The sequence below is a fragment of the Rhodococcus sp. BP-316 genome (assembly GCF_019836105.1).
Taxonomy (GTDB): Bacteria; Actinomycetota; Actinomycetes; order Mycobacteriales; family Mycobacteriaceae; genus Rhodococcoides.
On record NZ_JABUEE010000001.1, the window covers coordinates 359302 to 379382 of the forward strand.

Consider the following 20081-nt stretch of genomic DNA (forward strand, 5'->3'; position numbering starts at 1 on the left):
CGACCGTCAGATGTCGCCGGGCCGGTGTGCGATCCATCCGCGCACCCGGCCGGCGATGTCCGACGGGGTGAGGCCGATGTCGGCGTGAATGCGATCCCGCGAGCTGTGGTCCAGGAACTGCTGTGGCACACCGAGATCCCGACAGGGGACGTCGACGCCGCCGGCGCGCAGGGCAGCCGACACGGATGCACCGATGCCGCCGTGCAGACCGCTGTCCTCGAGCGTGACCACCAGACGGAAGTCCGCGGCGAGCTTCACGAGCGAGTCCGGAACGGGCAGCACCCACCGCGGATCGACGACCGTGGCCGAGACACCGTCCGCGGCGAGTTCTCGCGCCGTGTCCAGTGCCAACGACGCGAACGGACCGACGGCGACGAGGAGTACGTCCGACTCCCCCTCGGGCTCGTGCAGCACGTCGACGGAGTCGTCCAGACGCCGCACCGCCTCGATGTCGTCGGGAATGGCGCCCTTGGGGAAGCGCAGCGCGGTGGGACCGTCGGACACCGCGAGTGCCTCGGCGAGTTCCTCGCGCAGGGTCGCTCCGTCGCGAGGCGCCGCCACGCGCATGTTCGGCACGATGCCGAGCAGCGACATGTCCCACATGCCGTTGTGGCTTGCGCCATCCGATCCGGTGACCCCGGCGCGATCGAGCACGAGGGTGACCGGCAGGTTCAGTAGTGCCACGTCCATCAGCAGCTGGTCGAACGCCCGATTGAGGAACGTCGAGTAGATCGCCACCACGGGATGCAGACCACCGAGTGCGAGACCGGCGGCGGACGTGAGCGCGTGCTGCTCGGCGATGCCCACGTCGAAGAAACGGTCCGGGAACACCTCGCCGAACGCGGCGAGCCCGGTGGGTCCGGCCATCGCGGCGGTGATGGCCACGACGTCCTCGCGGTCGGTTCCCAGGGCGATGAGTTGACGGGAGAACTCCGACGTCCAGTCCGGAGCCGCGACGCTGGTCGCCAGGCCGGTGAGCGGGTCGATGACTCCCGTCGAGTGCATCTGGTCGGCGACGTCGTTCTCGGCGAACGAGTAGCCCATGCCCTTGCGCGTCACCGCGTGGACGATGACCGGCCCGCCGAAGGCCTTCGCGCGGCGCAGCGCCGATTCCAGAGCCGCCTGATCGTGTCCGTCGACCGGACCGAGGTACTTGATGCCCAGATCGGTGAACATGACCTGCGGGCTGATCGCGTCCTTGAGGCCGGCCTTCATGCCGTGCAACATGGCGTATGCGGCCGACCCGACCACGGGCAGGTTCTTCACCATGTGACGGCCGGTGTCCAGCGCGCGCTCGTAGTTGGGCTGCAGGCGCAGCGTCGCGAGATGGTCGGCGAGGCCGCCGATGGTCGGCGAGTAGGAGCGACCGTTGTCATTCACGACGATCACGACGGAACGATCCTTGCCGGCCGCGATGTTGTTGAGCGCCTCCCAGCACATGCCACCGGTGAGGGCGCCGTCCCCGACGACCGCGACGACGTGACGATCGCCGCGCCCGGTCAGCTCGAAGGCCTTGGCGAGGCCGTCGGCGTAGGAGAGGGATGCCGACGCGTGTGAGGACTCGACCCAGTCGTGCTCGCTCTCGCTGCGGGACGGGTAGCCGGACAGCCCACCCTCCTTGCGCAGGGAGTCGAAGCGGTCCGCTCGACCGGTGACCATCTTGTGCACGTACGCCTGGTGGCCGGTGTCGAAGATTACCGGGTCACGAGGCGAGTCGAACACGCGGTGGATGGCCAGAGTCAGCTCGACGACACCGAGATTGGGTCCGAGGTGGCCACCCGTGGCAGACACCTTCTCGACCAGGAACCGACGGATCTCGTCCGCCAGTTCGGCCAGCTCCACCGGGCCGAGGGCACGCAGGTCGCTGGGCTCGTGCACGCCGTCCAGAACACCCAACGAAATCGCTCCCCTCCGAAGATTGCCTTGTCGTCCGTCGTGCCGTGAGGCACTCGGACAGGCCAGTTCGGACAAGTCTACGTGGACCCGGATCGGCGGGTTACCGTACGAGCGCCGAGCCGCGGCACAGAATCGAGAGAGTGGTGACGATGACCGACGTCGTGCAGGAGATTCTGGAGCAGGTCCACGCGCTGTGTGTGGCGGACACCTCCGGTGGCGTCGCCGACTACATCCCCGAACTGGCGGCCGCGAACCCCGATCGCTTCGGTATCTGTCTCACGACGGCCGACGGCCACGTGTACCAGGTGGGCGACACGGACGTGCCCTTCACGATCCAGTCGGTGTCCAAACCGTTCACCTACGCCCTCGCTCTCACCGATCGCGGCGAGACCGCGGTGGCCCGCAAGATCGACGTGGAGCCGTCCGGTGAGCCGTTCAACGAGATCAGCCTCGACCCCGTCACCGAGCGCCCGCGCAACCCGATGATCAACGCGGGCGCCATCACCTCCGCGTCGCTGGTGCGAGGCGCGACGCCCGACGAGCAGTTCGAACGGATCCGGGCCTCGTTCTCGCGGTACGCGGGACGCGAACTCGCCATGAACGCCGCCGTGCACGCCTCCGAATCACGCACCGGCCATCGCAACCGCGCCATCGGCCACATGCTGCGCTCCTTCGGCATCGTCGAGGGCGATCCCGACGCGATGGTCGATCTCTACTTCCGCCAGTGCTCGCTGGACGTCACGTGCCGCGACATCGGCGTCATGGCGGCGACCCTCGCCAACAACGGCCTCAACCCGTGTACCGACGTCCGAGCCCTCGAACCGGTGCTCGTCGAGCGTGTGCTGAGCGTCATGACGACGTGCGGCATGTACGACGGAGCCGGCGACTGGGTCAACCGCGTCGGACTCCCCGCCAAGAGCGGTGTCGCCGGTGCGGTGCTCGCGGTCCTGCCCGGTCAGCTCGGTATCTCGGTGTTCTCACCCAGACTCGACGCCCACGGCAACAGCGTGCGCGGAGTCAAGGCGTGCCGCGAGCTGTCCTCGCGCCTCGAACTGCACTTCCTCCACGTCGGCCGGGCCGCACGCAGCGCCGTGCGCGCCGAGTACACCGTCGCCGACTCCCCCTCGCGTCGCCGGCGCACCGCCGCCGAACAGGAGACGCTCGCCGCGCGGGGACGCCGAGTCCGCGTCTTCGAACTGCACGGCGATCTGCTGTTCTCCGCAGCGGAGAGCGTCGTGCGCGCGGTGTCCACGGCCGTCGACCACGGCGCCGACGACGGGAGCGCACTCGACGGCGTGATCCTGGACATGCGTCGGGTCGACGAGGTGAGCGACGTCGCCCGCTCGATGCTGGACACCCTCGCCGCCGGGCTCCGCCGACAGGGTTGTGCCGCCGTCCTGGTCGATCCCCGAGCTGCGATGGCGCACACCGTGTCGTCCCTGTCCGAACACGACGGCAGTGGCCGGGTCTTCGACGATCTGGACTCCGCACTGCGCTGGGGCGAGGACACCGTCCTCGACCGGTGGTGCGGCGGCGCACGGCAACCCACGGAGGTGACGGTCGATCAGCACCCGATCGTCACCGCGCTGGACGAGGCCCACCGCGATGCGATCACCTCCCGCACGACGGACGCGCAGTACAGCGCAGGCACCGTCATCGCCGAGGTCGGTGACGTGTCACTGGGTCTGGTGATGGTGCTGTCCGGCCGCGTCGCGGTCGACTTCATCGGCGCGGACGGCCGGGCCCGCGCCGTGTCGACGCTGTCCGCCGGCATGAGTTTCGGTGAGATGCCGTTGGTCCGGCGCTCACGCTTCGGGCTCCGCATCACCGCGATGAAGGACACCACGGTCGCGATCCTCGGCCCGAAGGACTTCGACGCGCTGACCGAGAGCAACCCCGCTGCGAAGACAGCCTTGCTGGAGGTGCTTCTCGATCGCGCGTACGAGCAGGCCGAGTCGATCGTCGCCGCACTGCGCCGTTCCGGCGTCGTCTGAGCCGCCGGCTGCGCTCAGGCGTCGAGCGTGACCGCAGCGATGGGCGTCGTGGTGGGTGCGTCCGAACCGCTCTCGGGCTCGACCGTCACCGCCCACGTGGTCGCGTCGCTCAAGCCTGTGACGACGTGCTCGCGAGCGGGCGTGGCGGCATCGGCGGGGACGAGACCGGCCGGGCGCGGCGCGGGATCCTCTCCGATGAGCCACATCTCGAACACCTTGCCGTCGCCGGGCTCCGCGAGCCCGTCGAGCGTGACCACGGCGGCGTCCTGCGAGCGCGACCAGCGCACGGTGGCGGTACCGCCACCCTCGACCTCGACGGTGCTGGTCCTGATGTCACCGGCCGCAAGCACCTGCGACGTGGGCGACGACGGTGCGTCTCCCAGTTGCTGCGTGACCACGGCGCCGCCCACTCCGACGATCACGACGGCCGCCGCGGCTGCCGCGAGCACGCGCAGGCGTGTGCGGCGGCGATCGTCGAGCGACACCACCGGAGCGACCGGAGCGTCGTCGATCGGATCGGCCAGTGGCCGGGCATCACCCTGCGGAGTGCTCTCCACCGCGGCGAGAATGCTCGCACGCAACGACGAGGGCGGTTCCGCGGCCGTGGACGACGCGCTGAGCGCCATCGTCTCGTCGACCGACTCGACGATGCTCTCGAACCACGACCGCGTCGCCGCGTCCGACTGCGCGAGCCTGCGTTCGATGTCCGCCCTCTCGGCGGGGTCGATCGCGTCCAGTGCGTAGGCGTAGGCGTCGTCCACCACGCTGTCGTTCATCTCGTTCACGTCCTGCATCGCATCCTGCTCCGACACGTCGTCGGGTGCGGACGCGTCGTCATGGCGGCGATGGCGACCTTCTCCGTCACTCACCGGTCTCCACCCCCAGACAATTCTTCAACTTGATCAGACCGTCCCGGATCCGGGACTTCACGGTGGGAACGGCCACGCCCAGGCGCTCGGCCACTTCCCGATACGTCAACCCGCTGTAGTACGCCATCCGTACCGATTCGCGTTGGGTCTCCGTCAGCGTGTCCAGGCATCGGACCACCGACTCCGACTCCAGGGTCTGGGTGACGGATTCGAGGACCTCGTCGTGCGCGGGACTGTGGGTCGAGGAGCCGTAGAGCGCCTCGCGATCCGTGCCGGACTGCTCCGACCGGACACGGTCGACGGCGCGGCGATGCGCCAACGTCATCATCCAGGCGAGCGGAGACCCCTGCGCGGGGTCGTATCGGTCGGCCGTCTTCCAGATCTGCAGGAACACCTCCTGCGCGGTCTCCTCGCTGAACCCGGGATCGCGCAGCACACGCAGCACCATGCCGAACACCCGAGACGAGGTCGCGTCGTACAGATCGGCGAACGCTCGGCGGTCACCGGTGGCGACACGTGCGAGCAACGCACGCAGTTCGTCGGCCTCGGCGACACGCCGACGCTTGAGGTCGGGATCGGGAACGGGGCACGACGGATCGGCGGTGTCGTCCGGGGCGCGTCGGTGCCGAGGCTCGCCGGCGCTCGGGTCGGCTGCGCTCGTACCTCCGGCGCTCACAGACCCCCACCTCGCTGCGAGACGTTCATCGTCGAGTTCATCGACCATGAGACTAGTGGCCATCGTCGTCATATCCTCACCCCCTCGGCGATCGCGGTCCTGCGCGTCGCGGTCCTGGCGTACACGCCACCGGATCATGGCGGCCACGCCGCCGGGCAATGGCGCCCACGCCACGGCGCGAACATCGTGCAGGAATCATTCGTCACCGGGGCGTGAGTGGATCGGTGACCGGCGTCTCCGGCGAAAAACCCGTTGCGGACCTGCAATGACTGCGGGACGCTCGTCGCACCGGATCGGACGATCCGGACATACCGATGAGATCGTGGCGGATCAGGAGTCAGCACTCACATGACGACACATGACGGGAAGGCCGGAGGCCGGCCGCTGGAGGACGGGAAGGCCGGAGGCCGGCCGCCGACGGACGGGAAGGCCGGGGGCCTGGCGATCGAGGCGGTCGGTCTGGTGAAGAGGTTCGGGGACACCGTGGCGGTGGACGGCGTGGATCTCGCCGTCCCGCGGGGCGGTGTCTACGGGGTGCTGGGGCCGAACGGGGCCGGCAAGACCACGACGATGCGCATGTTGGCGACGTTGACCGGCATCGACGGCGGGTCGGCCCGCGTGCTCGGCCACGACGTGGCGACGGAGTCCGACGCGGTGCGGTCGAAGGTGGCGCTCACGGGCCAGTTCGCTTCGCTGGACGAGGACCTGACCGGAGTGGAGAACCTGGTGCTCCTCTCGCGGCTGTACGGGTTCTCGCGCCCGGCGTCGCGGGAGCGTGCCGATCTGCTGTTGGGCGTCTTCGATCTGGTGGAGGCCGGCGGCAAGCAGGTCAAGGCGTACTCCGGCGGTATGCGGCGCCGTCTCGACATCGCGGCGAGTCTGGTGGTCACGCCGGAGCTGATGTTCCTGGACGAGCCGACCACGGGTCTCGATCCCCGCAGCCGCAACCAGGTGTGGGAGATCGTGCGCTCCCTGGTCGCCGGCGGCACGACGGTCCTGCTCACCACGCAGTACCTCGACGAGGCCGATCAGTTGGCCGACCGGGTGGCCGTCATCGACCGGGGCCGTGTGATCGCCGAGGGCACCACCGGTCAGCTCAAGGCGTCGGTCGGCTCGGGGTCGCTGCACGTCCGCGTCGCGGAACAGTCGCGCCGAGACGACGCCGCCGACGTCCTGCGCGCGACCCTGCACACCGACGTGACTCTCGAGTCCGATCCCTTCGCCGTCACCGCGCTGGTCGACGACACCGCCCTGGTGGCCCGCGCACTCGCGACGCTGTCGGACGACGGCATCGGCGTCACCACCTACGCCCTCGGGCAACCCAGCCTGGACGAGGTGTTCCTGGCACTGACCGGACGAACGACAGAACTGGAGGCGTCCTGAGAATGACCACCACCAACTCCCCCACCGCCGCGACGGGCACCGCGCAGCCGACCATCGCCGAGTTGCTCCGCGACTCCGGTCCCCGTCCCGATCGACCGTCGTCGATGTCGGCGGCGCTCTCGTTCGGGTGGCGAGCACTGCTGAAGATCAAGCACGTCCCCGAGCAGCTGTTCGACGTGACCATGTTCCCGGTCATGTTCACGCTGATGTTCACGTTCCTGTTCGGCGGCGCGTTGGCGGGCTCGACCAGTGCCTACATCCAGTTCCTGCTGCCGGGCATCCTGGTGCAGACCGTCGTCATGATCACGATGTACACGGGTCTGACCTTGAACAAGGACATCGAGAAGGGCGTCTTCGATCGGTTCCGGTCGCTGCCCATCTGGCGGCCGGCGCCGTTGGTCGGCGCCCTGCTCGGAGACGTGGTCCGGTACACCCTCGCCTCGACGATCGTGCTCGTGCTGGGTCTCGCGCTGGGCTTCCGGCCGGCGGGCGGCGTGCTCGGCGTGCTGGCGTCGGTGGCGTTGCTGCTGGCGTTCTCGTTCTGCGTCTCGTGGGTGTGGACGATGTTCGCGCTGATGCTGCGCAGCGAGACCGCGGTGATGAGCGTGTCCATGCTCGTGCTGTTCCCGCTGACCTTCGCCAGCAACATCTTCGTCGACCCGACGACGATGCCCGGGTGGCTGCAGGCGTTCGTGTCGGTCAATCCGGTGTCGCATCTGGTGACGACGCTGCGCGGCTTCGCCGACGGTGTGCTCGAGACGGACGCGCTGATGTGGACCGGCATCTGGTCCGTCGGACTGCTGGCGGTGTTCGGACCGATCACGATGCGCCTGTACAACGCCAAGTGACGCGTCAGTCCCGAACGAACGATCCGATGCACTCGACGTGGCTGGTCATCGGGAAGGCGTCGAACGCACGGAGATTCTCCAGGCGGTAGCCGTGCGAGAGGTAGAGCCCCGCGTCCCGTGCGAAGGACGCGGGGTCGCACCCGATGTGCACCACACGATCCGGGTGCGCACCGGCGACCGCCGCGATCACCTGTCTACCGGCGCCGGATCGTGGCGGGTCGAGGACGACGACGGACGGCTGTGGCGGCAGGGATCCGATCGCGCGCTCGACGGGCGCTGCCTGCATCGACAGCTGCGGCAGGTCCGTCACCGCCGCACGCCCGTCCACCACCGCCCGGTGGGAGAACTCGACCGCTGCGACGGTGCCGCCCGGTCCGACCGCCTCGGCGACGACGGACGCGAAGGTGCCCGCACCGGCGTAGAGGTCCCAGGCCGTGTCACCGGGCCGAGCACCGGACCACTCCCGGACCACCTCGGCGTACTGCGTGGCAGCCGCCCGGTGAGCCTGCCAGAACCCCCACGAGTCCACGGTCCACTCGCGCGACCCGACGCGCTCGACGGCCCGACCCGAGCCCGCGCGCACCCGGTGCGCGCGGTCACCGGACTTCGCGGCGCGGCGCGAGGAGGCGCCGCGACGACCGGTGTCGGCGCGCACGCGACGGTCGACGGCAGGAGCGATCTCCACGACGTGACGGGTCCCGTCGGAGTCCACGGCCACCGCGAGATCGGCGCCCGGCGTCCACGACCGGGCGGCCAGCCCGTCGTACATCCCCGGAACCGCTTGTGGGCAGGCCAGATCCGTCACGATGTCGGCGCTGCGGAGCCGGTGGAAACCGGGCCGTCCCTCGTCGTCCACACCCAACCGGATGCGCGTCCGCCAGCCGGTCTGATCACCGAGCGACTCCACCTCGACGGTGCGCTCGATGCCCCCGACGCGGCTCAACTGCTCGGCGACCACGGCCGCCTTGATCTGGCGTCCGGCCTCGGCGGTCGCGTGGGAGAAGTCGCAGCATCCCGACCCACCGGGGCCGGAGATGGGACACAGCGGCGCGATGCGGTCGGGCGAGGCCTCCAGGATCTCGACGGCGTCCGCGCGGCAGAAGGACTTGCCGGTGTCCTCGGTGACCCGCGCCGTCACCAGCTCGCCGGGAAGGCTGTGCCGGACGAACATGACGCGGCCCTCGTGCCGTGCGACGCAGAAGCCGCCGTGTCCCGGCTTGCCCACGCGGACCTCGACGACCGCGCCGAGCCACGAGTCGGTCATCGTTCGGATCGCCGTTCGGCCGAGGTGGGCTCGTAACCACGACGGGACGAGCCCGGTGCGTTCTCGAGGCTCTCGCGCTTCGCCCGCTCGGACGAGTTGAGCTGCCAGGGCACGCTGGTGACCATGACGCCGGGCTGGAACAGCAAGCGACTCTTCAGTCGCAACGCACTCTGGTTGTGCAGCACCTGCTCCCACCAGTGACCCACCACGTACTCGGGGATGAACACGGTGACGACGTCGCGCGGTGAGTCCCGCTTGACCCGGCGCACGTAGTCGAGCACGGGCTTGGTGATCTCGCGGTACGGCGACTCGACCACCTTGAGCGGGACGCTGAGGTCGCTCTTCTCCCACTCGCGCACCAGGGTGCGCGTGTCCGCCTCGTCGACGTTGACCGTGATCGCCTCGAGGGTGTCCGGCCTGGTCGCACGGGCGTAGGCGAGGGCGCGCAGCGTCGGGCTGTGCAGCTTGGACACGAGCACGATGGAGTGCGTGCGGCTGGGCAGCACACCGTCCCACTCGACGTCGGCGAGCTCGGTGGCCACCGAGTCGTAGTGCTTGCGGATCAGCTTCATCAGTCCGAAGATCGCGAGCATCGCGATGATCGCGATCCAAGCGCCCGCGAGGAACTTGGTCAGCAGAACGATGACCAGGACGGCGCCCGTCATGGCCAGTCCGATGCCGTTGACGACACGCGAGCGCATCATCGACCGGCGCTGCGCGGGGTCCGTCTCGGTCCGCAACAACCGGGTCCAGTGCCGCACCATGCCGGTCTGACTGAGCGTGAACGAGACGAACACTCCGACGATGTAGAGCTGGATCAGCTTGGTCACCTCGGCGCCGAACATGACGACGAAGAAGATGGCGGCGGCCGAGAGGAACAGGATGCCGTTGCTGAACGCGAGCCGGTCGCCGCGGGTGTGGAACTGGCGGGGCAGGAATCGGTCCTGGGCCAGGATCGACCCGAGTACCGGGAACCCGTTGAAGGCGGTGTTGGCGGCCAGCACCAGGATCAGCGCCGTCACGATGGTGATGAAGTAGAAGCCGGGCGTGAAGTGCCGGAAGACGGCCTCGGCCAGCTGCGCGATGAGCGTCTTCTGCTGGTAGTTCTCGGGAGCCCCGACGAGCTGGGTCGCGGGGTCCGCCGCGTACTTCACACCGATCTTCTCGGCCAGCAGGATGATGCCGAGCAGCAACGTGATGCCGATCGAGCCGAGCAGCAGGAGCGTCGTGGCGGCGTTGCGCGACTTCGGCTTGCGGAAGGCGGGCACGCCGTTGGAGATGGCCTCGACACCCGTCAACGCCGCACACCCGGAGGAGAACGCGCGCGCCAGCAGGAACGCGAACGCGATGCCGTAGAGGTGACTGTCCTCCGCCTGCAGCTCGAAGTTCGACGACTCGGCCGACACGTCGTCGCCGAGGACGTACACCTGCACCAGGCCCCACACGAGCATGACGACCATGCCCACCATGAAGGCGTAGGTGGGGATCGCGAACGCGGTACCGGACTCGCGGACGCCGCGCAGGTTGATCGAGGTGATGAGCACGATGGCGGCGACCGCGAACAGCACCTTGTGCTCCGCGACGAACGGCAGGGCCGATCCGATGTTGGAGGCGGCGGCCGAGATGGACACGGCGACCGTGAGCACGTAGTCGACGAGGAGGGCGCTGCCGACGGTCAGGCCCGCGGTCGGTCCCAGGTTGGTGGTGGCCACCTCGTAGTCGCCACCGCCGGACGGGTAGGCGTGCACGTTCTGGCGGTAGCTCGCCACGACCACCGCCATGACGACGGCGACGGCGAGACCGATCCAGATGGAGAACGAGTACGCCGAGATCCCGGCGACCGACAGCACCAGAAAGATCTCTTCGGGCGCGTAGGCGACGGACGACATGGCATCGGACGCGAACACCGGGAGGGCGATGCGTTTGGGCAGGAGCGTGTGTCCGAGCGTGTCGCTACGGAACGGCCTACCCAGCAGCAGCCTCTTGGTGGCCGTCGAAAGCTTGGACACATCGCAGAGCGTAGGCCGTACCGGGCTCGACCGTGGGGCAGGGTGACCGATAGCGTTGCGCGAAGTCCCTCCCGGCAGCAATCACCTGGGCACCGTCCTCTCGACTCCCGAACGGAGCGTCTGTTGTACGTAGTCGTCATGGGGTGTGGCCGCGTCGGCTCCGCCCTCGCGGGTGCACTCACCCGCATCGGCCACGAGGTCGCGGTCATCGACCGCGATCCCACCGCGTTCCACCGGCTCGGTCCCAACTTCACCGGACGTCAGGTGATCGGCATGGGGTTCGACCGGGACGTGCTCGTCGAGGCGGGCATCGAGAAGGCCGACGCACTGGCCGCGGTGTCCTCGGGCGACAACTCCAACATCATCTCCGCGCGTGTCGCCCGCGAGACGTTCGGTGTCGAGCGCGTCGTCGCGCGCATCTACGACGCCAAGCGCGCCGCGGTGTACGAACGCCTCGGCATCCCCACGGTGGCCACGGTGCCGTGGACGACGGATCGATTCCTGCACACGCTGATCCACGACAACGAGCTCACCAAGTGGCGCGATCCGTCGGGCAGCGTCGCGGTGGCCCGCCTCGACATCGGCGAGGGATGGGTGGGCAAGGGCGTGACCGCGCTTGAGAGTGCGACCAAGTCCCGAGTGGCCTTCATCATCCGCTTCGGTGCCGGACTTCTGCCCGACCGCAAGACGGTGATCCAGGCCGACGACGAGGTGTGGATCGCGGCGGTCGACGGCATGGTCGCCGAGGCCGTGGCGCTCGCGAGCAACCCTCCGCCCGAGGACTGACGGCTCCTGCCTCACCTCGTGTCCGTCCCCGCACCAGACCTGTCACCGAAGGATCCGTCATGAGAGTCGCCATCGCCGGAGCGGGAGCCGTGGGCCGTTCGATCGCCCGCGAGCTCCTCAGGTCCGACCATCACGTCCTGCTGATCGAACGCAAGGCCGACCACGTCGACCCGGCATCGGTCGAGGCGGCCGAGTGGATCCACGCGGACGCCTGCGAGCTGGCCACCCTCGAGGGCGCAGGCATCGAGTCGTACGACGTGGTCATCGCCGCCACGGGCGACGACAAGGCCAACCTGGTCCTGAGCCTGCTGGCGAAGACCGAGTTCGGCGTCGACCGAGTGGTCGCCCGCGTCAACGACCCGCGCAACGAGTGGCTATTCGACGCGTCGTGGGGAGTCGACGTCGCCGTGTCGACACCGCGCATGCTGGCCTCGCTCGTCGAGGAGGCGGTCTCGGTGGGAGATCTGGTGCGCCTGATGACGTTGCGCCAGGGCAAGGCGAACCTCGTGGAGATCACGTTGCCGGCGAACACGCCGCTGGCGGGCAAGCCGGTGCGCCGCATCACGCTTCCTCGCGACGTCGCGCTGGTCACCATCCTGCGCGGTGGCCGCGTCATCGTCCCGGAGAAGGACGACCCGCTCGAGGGCGGCGACGAACTGCTGTTCGTCACCACCGTCGACGTCGAGGACGAACTCCGCGAGGTGCTCGGACTCTCCCAGCGTTGACCGACAGGACCGACTGACAGCCGTCAGGGCTCGATGCGGTCCGCGTCCACGACCTCAATGCTCTCGCTCTCCCGGTGCGTCGCTGCGGCCACGACAGCGTCGGCCCGTCGCACGGCCCAGAACGTGACGGCGAACGCGACCGCCGCGAGCGGCCAGCCCATCGCGATGCGGGCGACCGCGAGCCACCCGGTCTGGTCGGAGTCGTAGAGCTGCGATTGCACGACGTACCGCGCGACGAACACGAGAACCCAGGCGAACGTCGCGATGTCGTACGCGCGGACGGCGGCCCGATGCTCGCGCCAGGCCTTGCCAGTGCCGTTGAGGTAGCCCCACACGATGCCGACGAGCGGCCGACGAGCGAGGATCGAGACGAGGAACACCCCGCCGTACGCGAGCGAGGTGTAGATCCCGAACAGGAAGTAGCCCTTGGCGTCTCCGGTGCGGTAGGCGATGAACGCGCACACAGCCACGCCGAAGAATCCCGACACGGCCGGCTGGATCGGATCCCGCTTCACGAGGCGCCACACCAGGATCGCCACGGCCAGACCGAGGGCGGCCCAGATGGCCGCGGTGAGGCCGGCGAGGGAGTTGACCGGAACGAAGACCAGCACGGGCAGGGTGGAGAACACCAGTCCGCTGACCCCACCGAGCTGGGACAGGATCGTCTCGGGAGGCGCGTCCTCGGTGGGCTGACTGTTCGGTGACTCGCTCATGCAGTTCAGGGTGCCAGACGATGCGGCTCCCGAAGAACTAGTCCTCGGTGCGCAGCTCGTAGTACGGGTTGTAGATGACCTTGCGGCCCTCGCGCTCCCCCACGCGACCACGGACCAGCAACTGCGTGCCGGACTCGATGCCGGCGATCTTGCGTCGGCCGATCCAGATCAGCGAGATGGTGTCGGTTCCGTCGAAGAACTCGGCCTCGACGATGGCGTTGGCGGCCTTGCTGCACGTCTCGACGCTGCGGAGCCGTCCGACCATGGTGACCTCGTCACCGCGAGTGCAATCGCATGCTCGTTGGGCGCCGGACGCCTTCGACGTCGACTCCAACTCCTCGGCATCGAGTTGATCGATGTCCTCGGTCAACTTCCGGGCCATGCGGCGGAAGTATCCTGCGGCAGCGGGTGCCATGAGTGCTCCTGGAGCGGTTCGCGCGGGCCTTCCGCGGCGGATGTTCTGCTTCTGTCAGCGCCACTGTAGACCTTTCCGAGCACGCCTCACCACACCCGGCCGGTCGGGTCGGTGAACGCCACGAGAAGATGCGGACACCATGGAGACAACCACCGTCGTACTGCTGCCCGGCACCGGCTCCGACGCGTCGTTCGTCGAGGGGGCCTTCGGTGATGCCATGGCGGATCTCGGCTGGTCGCTGCGGGTGATCGAGCCCGAACCCGCCGACGTCGTCGGGGGCTACGTGCGGGCGCTCGACCACGTACGAGGCGCCGTTCGAGGGGACCTGATCGTGGGCGGTGTCTCACTCGGCGCGGCGGTCGCGGCGCGGTGGGCGCTCGACCGTCGGGACGCCGCGCAGGGCGCCGTCCTCGCGATGCCGGCGTGGACCGGATCTCCGGGCGACTCCCCCGCTGCGGTCGGTGCCGCCGCGACGGCGGCGACGCTGCGGGCCCACGGCCTCGATGCGTCGGTGGCGGCGATGGCGCAGTCGAGTCCGCGGTGGCTCGCCGAGGCGCTGACGCGGTCGTGGCGAGCACAGTGGCCGATGCTGCCGACGGCGCTGGACGACGCCGCCCGGTACGTGGCACCCACCCTCGACGACCTGCGATCCCTCGCGGTGCCGGTCGGCGTGGTGGCAGCGATCGACGACCCGGTGCATCCGCTCGGTGTCGCGCAGGACTGGTGCGCGGCTCTTCCCACGGCGCACCTCGACACCTTCGCGCTCGACGTCCTCGCCGCGTCCCCGGGCGAGCTCGGCAGGCTGGGCGTCACCGCGCTCCGCCGTGCGACGGGCGGGTCCTAGTCGAGCTGCTCTCGCCGAGAACTCAGTCGAGCTGCTGCATCGCCGAACCGGAGGGCCCGCGCCGACGTTGCGCCTCGGCAGCGGCGTCCGCGTCGGGGGCCTGCTGCTGAGGTACCTGCTGCTGGGGCACCTGCTGCTGCACCGCAGCTCGGGCCTGCGCCTGTGCGGCAGCCATCTGCTGCTGCTGCGCGGCCGCGAGCTGCTGGGCGAGTGCCGGCGGCAGACTGATGGGCAACGGCGTCCGCACCGGGTGCGGATCCGAGCCGCGATCGACCACGGTCGCCGCCACGACGGCACGCGCCTGCTCGACCAGCGGCGATCCGGCCTCGACACTGCCTGCCGGTCCGCTCGCCACGCCGCGGATCATCCAGCGGTACCCGTCGACGCCGATGAAACGCAGATCCCCGCCGGCCGCGGAGCCCACCACCTCACGGCCCCACGGGCCGGTCTCGGTGGCCACCCGCGCGTTGTCGCGGCGCAGCGTGTCGGCCAACTCTGCGGCGACGTCACGCCACTGACCGGGCGACTTCGGAGCGGCGAAGGCCGCCACGGTGATGCGCCCGTTCGGAGTGACGATGTGGACGGCCTGGGGTGCGCCGGCCTGCGTCATCTCGACCTGCAGCTGTCCGCCGGCCGGAAGCATCAACAGCACGGATCCCAGATCGAGCCGTCCCTCCGCGATGCTCTCGCGGTCGCCGTCCAGGTCGTCGATCGACCACGGCCCGGTGGTGTCGTCCGCCGTACCGTCCACCTCGTCGACCTCGTCCACTTCCTCGACCTCGACGTCCTGCGCGGAGTCGAGATCGGTGGCGTCGACGTCGTCGCGCCCCTTCTTCTTGCGTCCGAACATGCTCAGTTCTCCTTCTCGCTGGCGGTGACGGCATCGAGAACCGCGTGTCCGCCGCTGGAGCCGTAGCCGCCGACACCCCGGGTGGTGTCGTCCAGCTCGGCCACCTCGACGAAGTCGGGCAGTTCGACCCGCTGCACCAGCAGCTGGGCGATGCGGTCCCCGCGCCGCAGTTCGATGGGGGTGCGTGGATCGTGGTTGATGAGGCAGACCCTGATCTCGCCGCGATAACCGGCATCGACCGTTCCCGGCGTGTTGACCACCGACAATCCCGCTCGCGCGGCGAGGCCGGACCGTGGGTGGATCAGGCCGACGGTGCCGACCGGCAGCGCCACGGCGATGCCCGTACCGACCATGGCACGCTCACCGGGTTCGATGACGACGTCGACGGTGGTACACAGGTCCACGCCCGCGTCACCGGCGTGTGCACGGACGGGCAGCGGGATGTCCGGATCGAGTCGTCTGACGGCCACCGTCTCGACGGCCTGTGCCGATCCCTGGTCTCCGCGGGTCGTGCGTGTCGCCGTCTCGGCCGTCAGATCGCTCACATCGGTCGAGATTACTCGCCGATGCACCGTCGACCTCCCGCCCGTCCGACCCTCTACTCTGGAGAGGTGTCCGACGCAGCTTCGAGAGAGACCTCAGCAGATCACGCCACCCGGACGTCCGGGACGGCACACGACGGCGGAGGTGAGACGGTCGTCTACAGCGAACGGCTCCGCGTACCCGTCTGGTACTGGGTGGCCGCGATCGGCGTCGCGGCGATCCTGTCGGCCGAGGTGCACATGGGATCACCCGGCGTGATGGCCTGGCTGCCGTACGTGGTGCTGGTGCCGTTCGCGATCTGGGTGGTCACGTACCTGGGCCGGATGCGCGTCGAGGTGACGGAGCAGAACGGCGAGCGAATGCTGCACGCCGGCAAGGCTCGGCTCCCCGCATCGGTGATCGATCGGGTGGCGGTGGTGCCGGGGACGGCGAAGAGTGCCGCCCTCGGACGCCAGCTCGACCCCTCCGCCTTCGTTCAGCATCGTTCGTGGGTCAAGCCGATGGTGTTGGTCGTCCTCGACGACGAGAACGACCCGACACCGTACTGGTTGGTGAGCACGCGGAACCCGGATGCAGTGGCTGCGGCTCTGACTCCGCAGCCACCGACCTCCTGACGGAGGTCTCCTCGGTCAGGCCGCGCAGTCGCGGCAGACCAGAACGCCGCCGTTGTCGGACGACAGCCGCGAGCGGTGATGCACCAGGAAGCAGCTCGAGCACGTGAACTCGTCGGCCTGCTTCGGCACGACACGCACGGACAGTTCCTCACCGGACAGGTCTGCGCCCGGCAGTTCGAAGGACTCCGCGGTGTCCGTCTCGTCGATGTCGACGACGGCGGACTGCGCCTCGTTGCGGCGTGCCTTCAGTTCTTCGAGGGAGTCCTCCGACACGTCGTCGGACTCGGTACGGCGTGGTGCGTCGTAATCGGTGGCCATGTTGTTCCCCTTACCTTCCTGCTGAGACCGGGTGTGCCCGGTCTCCTTCGATCGCCTTCATGGGGGATGTTCAAGACGTCGACCGCTTCTTGTTCGACGAACTCGTCCTCTGTCGGACTCACACCCTCGGATCCCGATGCAGGTCGTTCGTGTTCCTCGTCTGCTGTTCGTGGCAGAACATCGATCCGGCCGGACTTCTTCCCGACTTCCGCCGGGAGGATCTCCGTCCTTCTCGCTCACCTATTCGCAGCCGTCGTCCTGACGGATGACGGCCGGCGTGCGGGTGAGCCGACTGTGCCCGAATCCCCGTGACGGGAAACATTCTCTTGCTGCGGGCGTGCAGGCCCGAGGAGCCCGACCGGCCGTGAGTTCGATCCGCCGGGCCGCCAGACAATAGCCGACGACGAGCCGGTGTGGAAAACACCCTGCCCAGCGCGGTGTGTCGTGGCGCGAACGGCTCCCGCAGGAACCGCATCTCCCCTGTTCACCCCGCCCAACGCCGTCGACCGTGCAGACGTTCCCACCCGCCGTGCGTCGCGCGTCACATGCCGGCGCGGCCCACTACAGTGAGCGAGTCACCGCCCGTGACACGACAGCGCGACACGTATCAGCAGAAGGGCACGCTCCCGTGGTCTCACTCATCACTCACGGCTCCTCGACCGACGACAAGGGGCGGCCGTACGCGCGGCGTCGGGCCTTCCCGATCCTCGTGGTGCTCGTCGTGCTCGCCCTCGCCGGTGCGGCCGTGTGGGTGAACATCCTGACCACGACCGAGACCGGCACGGACGCCGTCGCCTGCAACGCCCCCCAGCCGGCCTCCGATCCCGCCGCCCCCGCGGCCGCCGAGCCCGGCAGCGTCGTGGACGCCTCGGTGGTCACGGACACCCAGCCCGCCCCGTTGTCCGCCACCCGCGTGCGCGTGTTCAACGCGAACGGACAGGGCGGCCAGGCCGCCGAGATCGCCGCCGATCTCAGCGATTTCGGCTTCGCCAGCGCACCGGACGTGCAGGTGGGCAACGACCCGGTCTACGTCGACCAGAACATGCAGTGCATAGCTCAGATCCGGTTCGGCGCGGCCGGCGTGGCCGCCGCGGGCACCGTCGCACTGGTCGCGCCGTGCGCCGAGTTCGTTCAAGACACCCGCGAGGACGACACCGTGGATCTCGCGCTGGGCACCAACTTCCGTGCGCTGGAACCGAACACCGACGGCGAGGAGGTCATCCGCTCGCTCGCGGACGTGGCTCCGGGCGCCGCGGCACCGAACCTCGACGTCGATCTGCTCGCCGCCGCGCATCGCGTCAACTGCTGACGCGGGTCAGGCCTTGGCGATGGCGGCGACGCCACCGAGACGGTCGAGTACGGACAGGAACCCGTCCGCCACACCTTCCGCCACGGCGATCGTCACCTCGCCGTCGTCGCTGCGGGAGTGCGGCGACGGGGTGATCACCCTCGCACCCGCCTCCGCCGCGACCAGAGCGCCCGCCGCCCAGTCCCACGGGCTGAGCCCGTGCTCGAAGTGGGCGTCGACGCGCCCCGCCGCCACCATGCACAGATCCAGTGCCGCCGAGCCGATGCGACGAACGTCCCGCACCTCGGGCAGCAGAGCCGCGATCAGCGCGCCCTGACGGCGGCGGCGCGCCGCGTCGTAACCGAATCCCGTGGCCACCAACGTGAGTGCCACGTCGTCGATGTCGTTGACTCGCAGGCGCACCCAGTCTCCGCCCGCGTCCGAGCACCACGCGCCGCCGCCGAGCGACGCCGCGTACGTGCGATCCCCCACCACGTCCTCCACGGCGCCCGCCACCGACGCACCGTCGATCTGCGCGGCCACGGAGACCGAGTAGGCCGGGATGCCGTAGAGGAAGTTCACGGTGCCGTCGATCGGATCGAGGACCCACCGGACACCGGACGGGGCGATGTCCTCCCCGCCGCCCTCCTCGCCCAGTACCGCGTCGTCGGGACGCAGCCGGCTCAACAGGTCCCGGATGACGTGTTCGGTCTCGGTGTCGACCACCGTCACCGGATCGGTGGGCGTCGACTTCGACCGGACGGCGTCCACCGCCGCACCGCCCGCGCCGAACACCTCCGGCCGACGCCGACGTACGTGGCGTCCCGCCTCACGTGCGACGTCGACGGCGATGCGGCGCAACATCTCCGGGTCGAGCGTGCCCGTCGAGTCGTCCTGCGGCAGATCGTCATGAGGAGTCACCCGGTAATCCGAACACATCGGGCGGCGGAACGGTACGGCGCGCCACCCGCCGCGGTGCCGCGCGACCGGGAACGCCGTCAGCAACTAGGGTGACGTGCGCGCACCAGATCTCGCACGAACGCGCCGGTCGCCGACGCGTGCGTACGCCACCAGGAGGTTCTGTCATGACGAACGACCACACCGAACCCGGCCCGGTCTCCATCGCCGGGAAGACGGGCTCGCACCCCGAGGGCCGAGGCTTCGGTGTCGACGTCGGTGGCAGTGGCGTCAAGGGTGGCGTGGTCGATCTCGCCACCGGCGAACTGATCGGCGAGCGCTACAAGATCGAGACCCCGCAACCGTCGACTCCCACGGCCGTGGCCGAGACGGTCGCGGCCATCGTCGACCACTTCGAGTGGACCGGGGACGTGGGCATCACCCTCCCCTGCGTCGTCACCGGTGGCGTGGCGCGAACCGCCGCGAACGTCGACAAGGGCTGGATCGGGACCGACGCCGGCGCGCTGTTCCGCGACCATCTCGGGGGTCGTTCGGTGACCGTGCTCAACGACGCCGACGCCGCGGGTATCGCGGAGGACAAGTTCGGCGGCGGCAAGGACTCCAAGGGTGTGGTCATCCTGCTGACCTTCGGCACCGGCATCGGATCCGCGATCCTGCAGAACGGTGTCCTCCTGCCCAACACGGAGCTCGGGCACATGGAGGTGGACGGCAAGGAGGCCGAGCACCGCGCCGCGTCGTCGGTCAAGGACGACAACGGACTGTCGTACAAGGCGTGGGCCAAAGAGGTCTCGCGCGTGCTCGAGCGCATCGAGGATCTGTTCTGGCCGGACCTCTTCATCGCCGGCGGCGGCATCAGCCGCAAAGCCGAGAAGTGGATCCCCCTGCTCACCAACCGCACCCCGGTGCAGCCCGCGACGCTGCGCAACGCCGCCGGAATCGTCGGCGCGGCCCTCGCCGCACAGTCGGGTGTGGCGCCCTGATTCTCGTCGAGGGCGACCACGCGCCCCTCTGACCTGCGCCGCGTCGGCTCGCCGATGCGCGATGTGACTCACACCCCACTGCCGGTGAGCCGGGAACCTCGGCGTCCTCCCGCGCGTTGGTGCTGTGCACTCGCGGCGGTCGTTACAA

General features: G+C 69.4%; 20 protein-coding genes. 9 read left to right on the forward strand and 11 right to left on the reverse strand.

The features are described 5' to 3' along the window. Nucleotides 1-6 precede the first annotated feature (6 nt). A complete protein-coding gene (dxs, locus tag HQ312_RS01635; RefSeq protein WP_027505197.1) occupies nucleotides 7-1896 on the reverse strand; it encodes a 1-deoxy-D-xylulose-5-phosphate synthase in 1890 nt (629 codons plus the stop codon). A gap of 149 nt (nucleotides 1897-2045) precedes the next feature. Between dxs and glsA the strand changes: the two genes are divergently transcribed. After that, nucleotides 2046-3890, forward strand: a complete 1845-nt coding sequence (gene glsA, locus HQ312_RS01640; RefSeq protein ID WP_222637629.1) for a glutaminase A — start codon at nucleotides 2046-2048, stop codon at nucleotides 3888-3890. Nucleotides 3891-3904: 14 nt separating this feature from the next. Here glsA and HQ312_RS01645 read toward each other — a convergent pair whose 3' ends face one another. Both HQ312_RS01645 and HQ312_RS01650 read right to left on the reverse strand, forming a co-directional pair. Next, entirely contained in the window at nucleotides 3905-4759 is an 855-nt protein-coding gene (locus HQ312_RS01645; RefSeq protein WP_222630974.1) for an anti-sigma factor domain-containing protein, read from the reverse strand. Further along, nucleotides 4752-5435: a sigma-70 family RNA polymerase sigma factor gene (locus HQ312_RS01650; RefSeq protein ID WP_268788561.1), complete on the reverse strand. Its 684-nt coding sequence runs from the start codon at nucleotides 5433-5435 to the stop codon at nucleotides 4752-4754. Before HQ312_RS01650 ends, HQ312_RS01645 begins: the two co-directional genes overlap by 8 nt. A 348-nt stretch (nucleotides 5436-5783) precedes the next feature. Here HQ312_RS01650 and HQ312_RS01655 point away from each other — a divergent pair, with 348 nt between their 5' ends. Then, nucleotides 5784-6818 (forward strand): ATP-binding cassette domain-containing protein, encoded by a 1035-nt coding sequence (locus HQ312_RS01655; protein ID WP_222637630.1) that lies wholly within the window; start codon nucleotides 5784-5786, stop codon nucleotides 6816-6818. Between the two features lie 2 nt (nucleotides 6819-6820). Beyond that, on the forward strand, nucleotides 6821-7666 hold the full coding sequence (locus tag HQ312_RS01660) for an ABC transporter permease (protein ID WP_056444823.1): 846 nt from the start codon (nucleotides 6821-6823) through the stop codon (nucleotides 7664-7666). A 4-nt stretch (nucleotides 7667-7670) separates the two neighbouring features. Here the strand turns inward: HQ312_RS01660 and HQ312_RS01665 are convergent, their stop codons facing one another. Continuing rightward, nucleotides 7671-8930, reverse strand: coding sequence for a class I SAM-dependent RNA methyltransferase (locus HQ312_RS01665; protein WP_027505191.1), 1260 nt, complete (start codon nucleotides 8928-8930; stop codon nucleotides 7671-7673). Continuing rightward, the gene (locus tag HQ312_RS01670; RefSeq protein ID WP_027505190.1) at nucleotides 8927-10939 is read right to left on the reverse strand and encodes an APC family permease; all 2013 of its coding nucleotides are present in this window, start codon (nucleotides 10937-10939) and stop codon (nucleotides 8927-8929) included. The genes HQ312_RS01665 and HQ312_RS01670 overlap by 4 nt, the downstream gene beginning before the upstream one ends. A 123-nt stretch (nucleotides 10940-11062) precedes the next feature. On the opposite strand from HQ312_RS01670, the gene HQ312_RS01675 reads away from it, so the two are divergent. Both HQ312_RS01675 and HQ312_RS01680 read left to right on the forward strand, forming a co-directional pair. Continuing rightward, complete coding sequence (locus tag HQ312_RS01675) at nucleotides 11063-11725, forward strand: TrkA family potassium uptake protein (protein WP_027505189.1); 663 nt, start codon at nucleotides 11063-11065, stop codon at nucleotides 11723-11725. Nucleotides 11726-11784: 59 nt separating this feature from the next. Beyond that, on the forward strand, nucleotides 11785-12450 hold the full coding sequence (locus HQ312_RS01680) for a TrkA family potassium uptake protein (protein WP_027505188.1): 666 nt from the start codon (nucleotides 11785-11787) through the stop codon (nucleotides 12448-12450). Between the two features lie 23 nt (nucleotides 12451-12473). On the opposite strand, the gene HQ312_RS01685 is transcribed toward HQ312_RS01680, so the two are convergent. Continuing rightward, on the reverse strand, nucleotides 12474-13163 hold the full coding sequence (locus HQ312_RS01685; RefSeq protein ID WP_222637631.1) for a DUF3159 domain-containing protein: 690 nt from the start codon (nucleotides 13161-13163) through the stop codon (nucleotides 12474-12476). A 37-nt stretch (nucleotides 13164-13200) separates the two neighbouring features. After that, nucleotides 13201-13578, reverse strand: coding sequence for an OB-fold nucleic acid binding domain-containing protein (locus tag HQ312_RS01690; RefSeq protein ID WP_027505186.1), 378 nt, complete (start codon nucleotides 13576-13578; stop codon nucleotides 13201-13203). Between the two features lie 139 nt (nucleotides 13579-13717). On the opposite strand from HQ312_RS01690, the gene HQ312_RS01695 reads away from it, so the two are divergent. After that, nucleotides 13718-14422: an alpha/beta hydrolase gene (locus tag HQ312_RS01695; protein ID WP_261781964.1), complete on the forward strand. Its 705-nt coding sequence runs from the start codon at nucleotides 13718-13720 to the stop codon at nucleotides 14420-14422. A 22-nt stretch (nucleotides 14423-14444) separates the two neighbouring features. Here the strand turns inward: HQ312_RS01695 and HQ312_RS01700 are convergent, their stop codons facing one another. Then, the gene (locus HQ312_RS01700) at nucleotides 14445-15272 is read right to left on the reverse strand and encodes a DUF3710 domain-containing protein (RefSeq protein ID WP_222637632.1); all 828 of its coding nucleotides are present in this window, start codon (nucleotides 15270-15272) and stop codon (nucleotides 14445-14447) included. Nucleotides 15273-15274: 2 nt separating this feature from the next. Beyond that, nucleotides 15275-15742 carry a dUTP diphosphatase gene (gene dut, locus HQ312_RS01705; RefSeq protein WP_308123780.1) on the reverse strand — a complete coding sequence of 156 codons (468 nt, stop codon included), beginning with the start codon at nucleotides 15740-15742 and terminating at the stop codon, nucleotides 15275-15277. A gap of 141 nt (nucleotides 15743-15883) precedes the next feature. Here dut and HQ312_RS01710 point away from each other — a divergent pair, with 141 nt between their 5' ends. Beyond that, a complete protein-coding gene (locus HQ312_RS01710) occupies nucleotides 15884-16429 on the forward strand; it encodes a DUF3093 domain-containing protein (RefSeq protein ID WP_268788562.1) in 546 nt (181 codons plus the stop codon). Nucleotides 16430-16444: 15 nt separating this feature from the next. Here the strand turns inward: HQ312_RS01710 and HQ312_RS01715 are convergent, their stop codons facing one another. Further along, a complete protein-coding gene (locus tag HQ312_RS01715) occupies nucleotides 16445-16747 on the reverse strand; it encodes a DUF4193 domain-containing protein (RefSeq protein ID WP_027505182.1) in 303 nt (100 codons plus the stop codon). 628 nt (nucleotides 16748-17375) lie between these two features. Here HQ312_RS01715 and cei point away from each other — a divergent pair. Continuing rightward, nucleotides 17376-18056 (forward strand): envelope integrity protein Cei, encoded by a 681-nt coding sequence (cei, locus tag HQ312_RS01720; RefSeq protein WP_027505181.1) that lies wholly within the window; start codon nucleotides 17376-17378, stop codon nucleotides 18054-18056. 6 nt (nucleotides 18057-18062) lie between these two features. Here cei and HQ312_RS01725 read toward each other — a convergent pair whose 3' ends face one another. Then, nucleotides 18063-18974, reverse strand: coding sequence for an inositol monophosphatase family protein (locus HQ312_RS01725; protein WP_222637633.1), 912 nt, complete (start codon nucleotides 18972-18974; stop codon nucleotides 18063-18065). Nucleotides 18975-19120: 146 nt separating this feature from the next. Here HQ312_RS01725 and ppgK point away from each other — a divergent pair, with 146 nt between their 5' ends. Continuing rightward, a complete protein-coding gene (ppgK, locus tag HQ312_RS01730) occupies nucleotides 19121-19933 on the forward strand; it encodes a polyphosphate--glucose phosphotransferase (protein ID WP_081821182.1) in 813 nt (270 codons plus the stop codon). The last annotated feature ends 148 nt before the right edge of the window (nucleotides 19934-20081 follow it).

Coding starts and splice junctions, on each gene's coding strand:
- glsA (WP_222637629.1), top strand. CDS start 2,046: ATGACCGACGTCGTGCAGGAGATTCTGGAGCAGGTCCACGCGCTGTGT.
- HQ312_RS01655 (WP_222637630.1), top strand. CDS start 5,784: ATGACGACACATGACGGGAAGGCCGGAGGCCGGCCGCTGGAGGACGGG.
- HQ312_RS01660 (WP_056444823.1), top strand. CDS start 6,821: ATGACCACCACCAACTCCCCCACCGCCGCGACGGGCACCGCGCAGCCG.
- HQ312_RS01665 (WP_027505191.1), bottom strand. CDS start 8,930: ATGACCGACTCGTGGCTCGGCGCGGTCGTCGAGGTCCGCGTGGGCAAG.
- HQ312_RS01680 (WP_027505188.1), top strand. CDS start 11,785: ATGAGAGTCGCCATCGCCGGAGCGGGAGCCGTGGGCCGTTCGATCGCC.
- HQ312_RS01685 (WP_222637631.1), bottom strand. CDS start 13,163: ATGAGCGAGTCACCGAACAGTCAGCCCACCGAGGACGCGCCTCCCGAG.
- HQ312_RS01690 (WP_027505186.1), bottom strand. CDS start 13,578: ATGGCACCCGCTGCCGCAGGATACTTCCGCCGCATGGCCCGGAAGTTG.
- HQ312_RS01695 (WP_261781964.1), top strand. CDS start 13,718: ATGGAGACAACCACCGTCGTACTGCTGCCCGGCACCGGCTCCGACGCG.
- HQ312_RS01700 (WP_222637632.1), bottom strand. CDS start 15,272: ATGTTCGGACGCAAGAAGAAGGGGCGCGACGACGTCGACGCCACCGAT.
- HQ312_RS01715 (WP_027505182.1), bottom strand. CDS start 16,747: ATGGCCACCGATTACGACGCACCACGCCGTACCGAGTCCGACGACGTG.
- HQ312_RS01725 (WP_222637633.1), bottom strand. CDS start 18,974: ATGTGTTCGGATTACCGGGTGACTCCTCATGACGATCTGCCGCAGGAC.
- ppgK (WP_081821182.1), top strand. CDS start 19,121: ATGACGAACGACCACACCGAACCCGGCCCGGTCTCCATCGCCGGGAAG.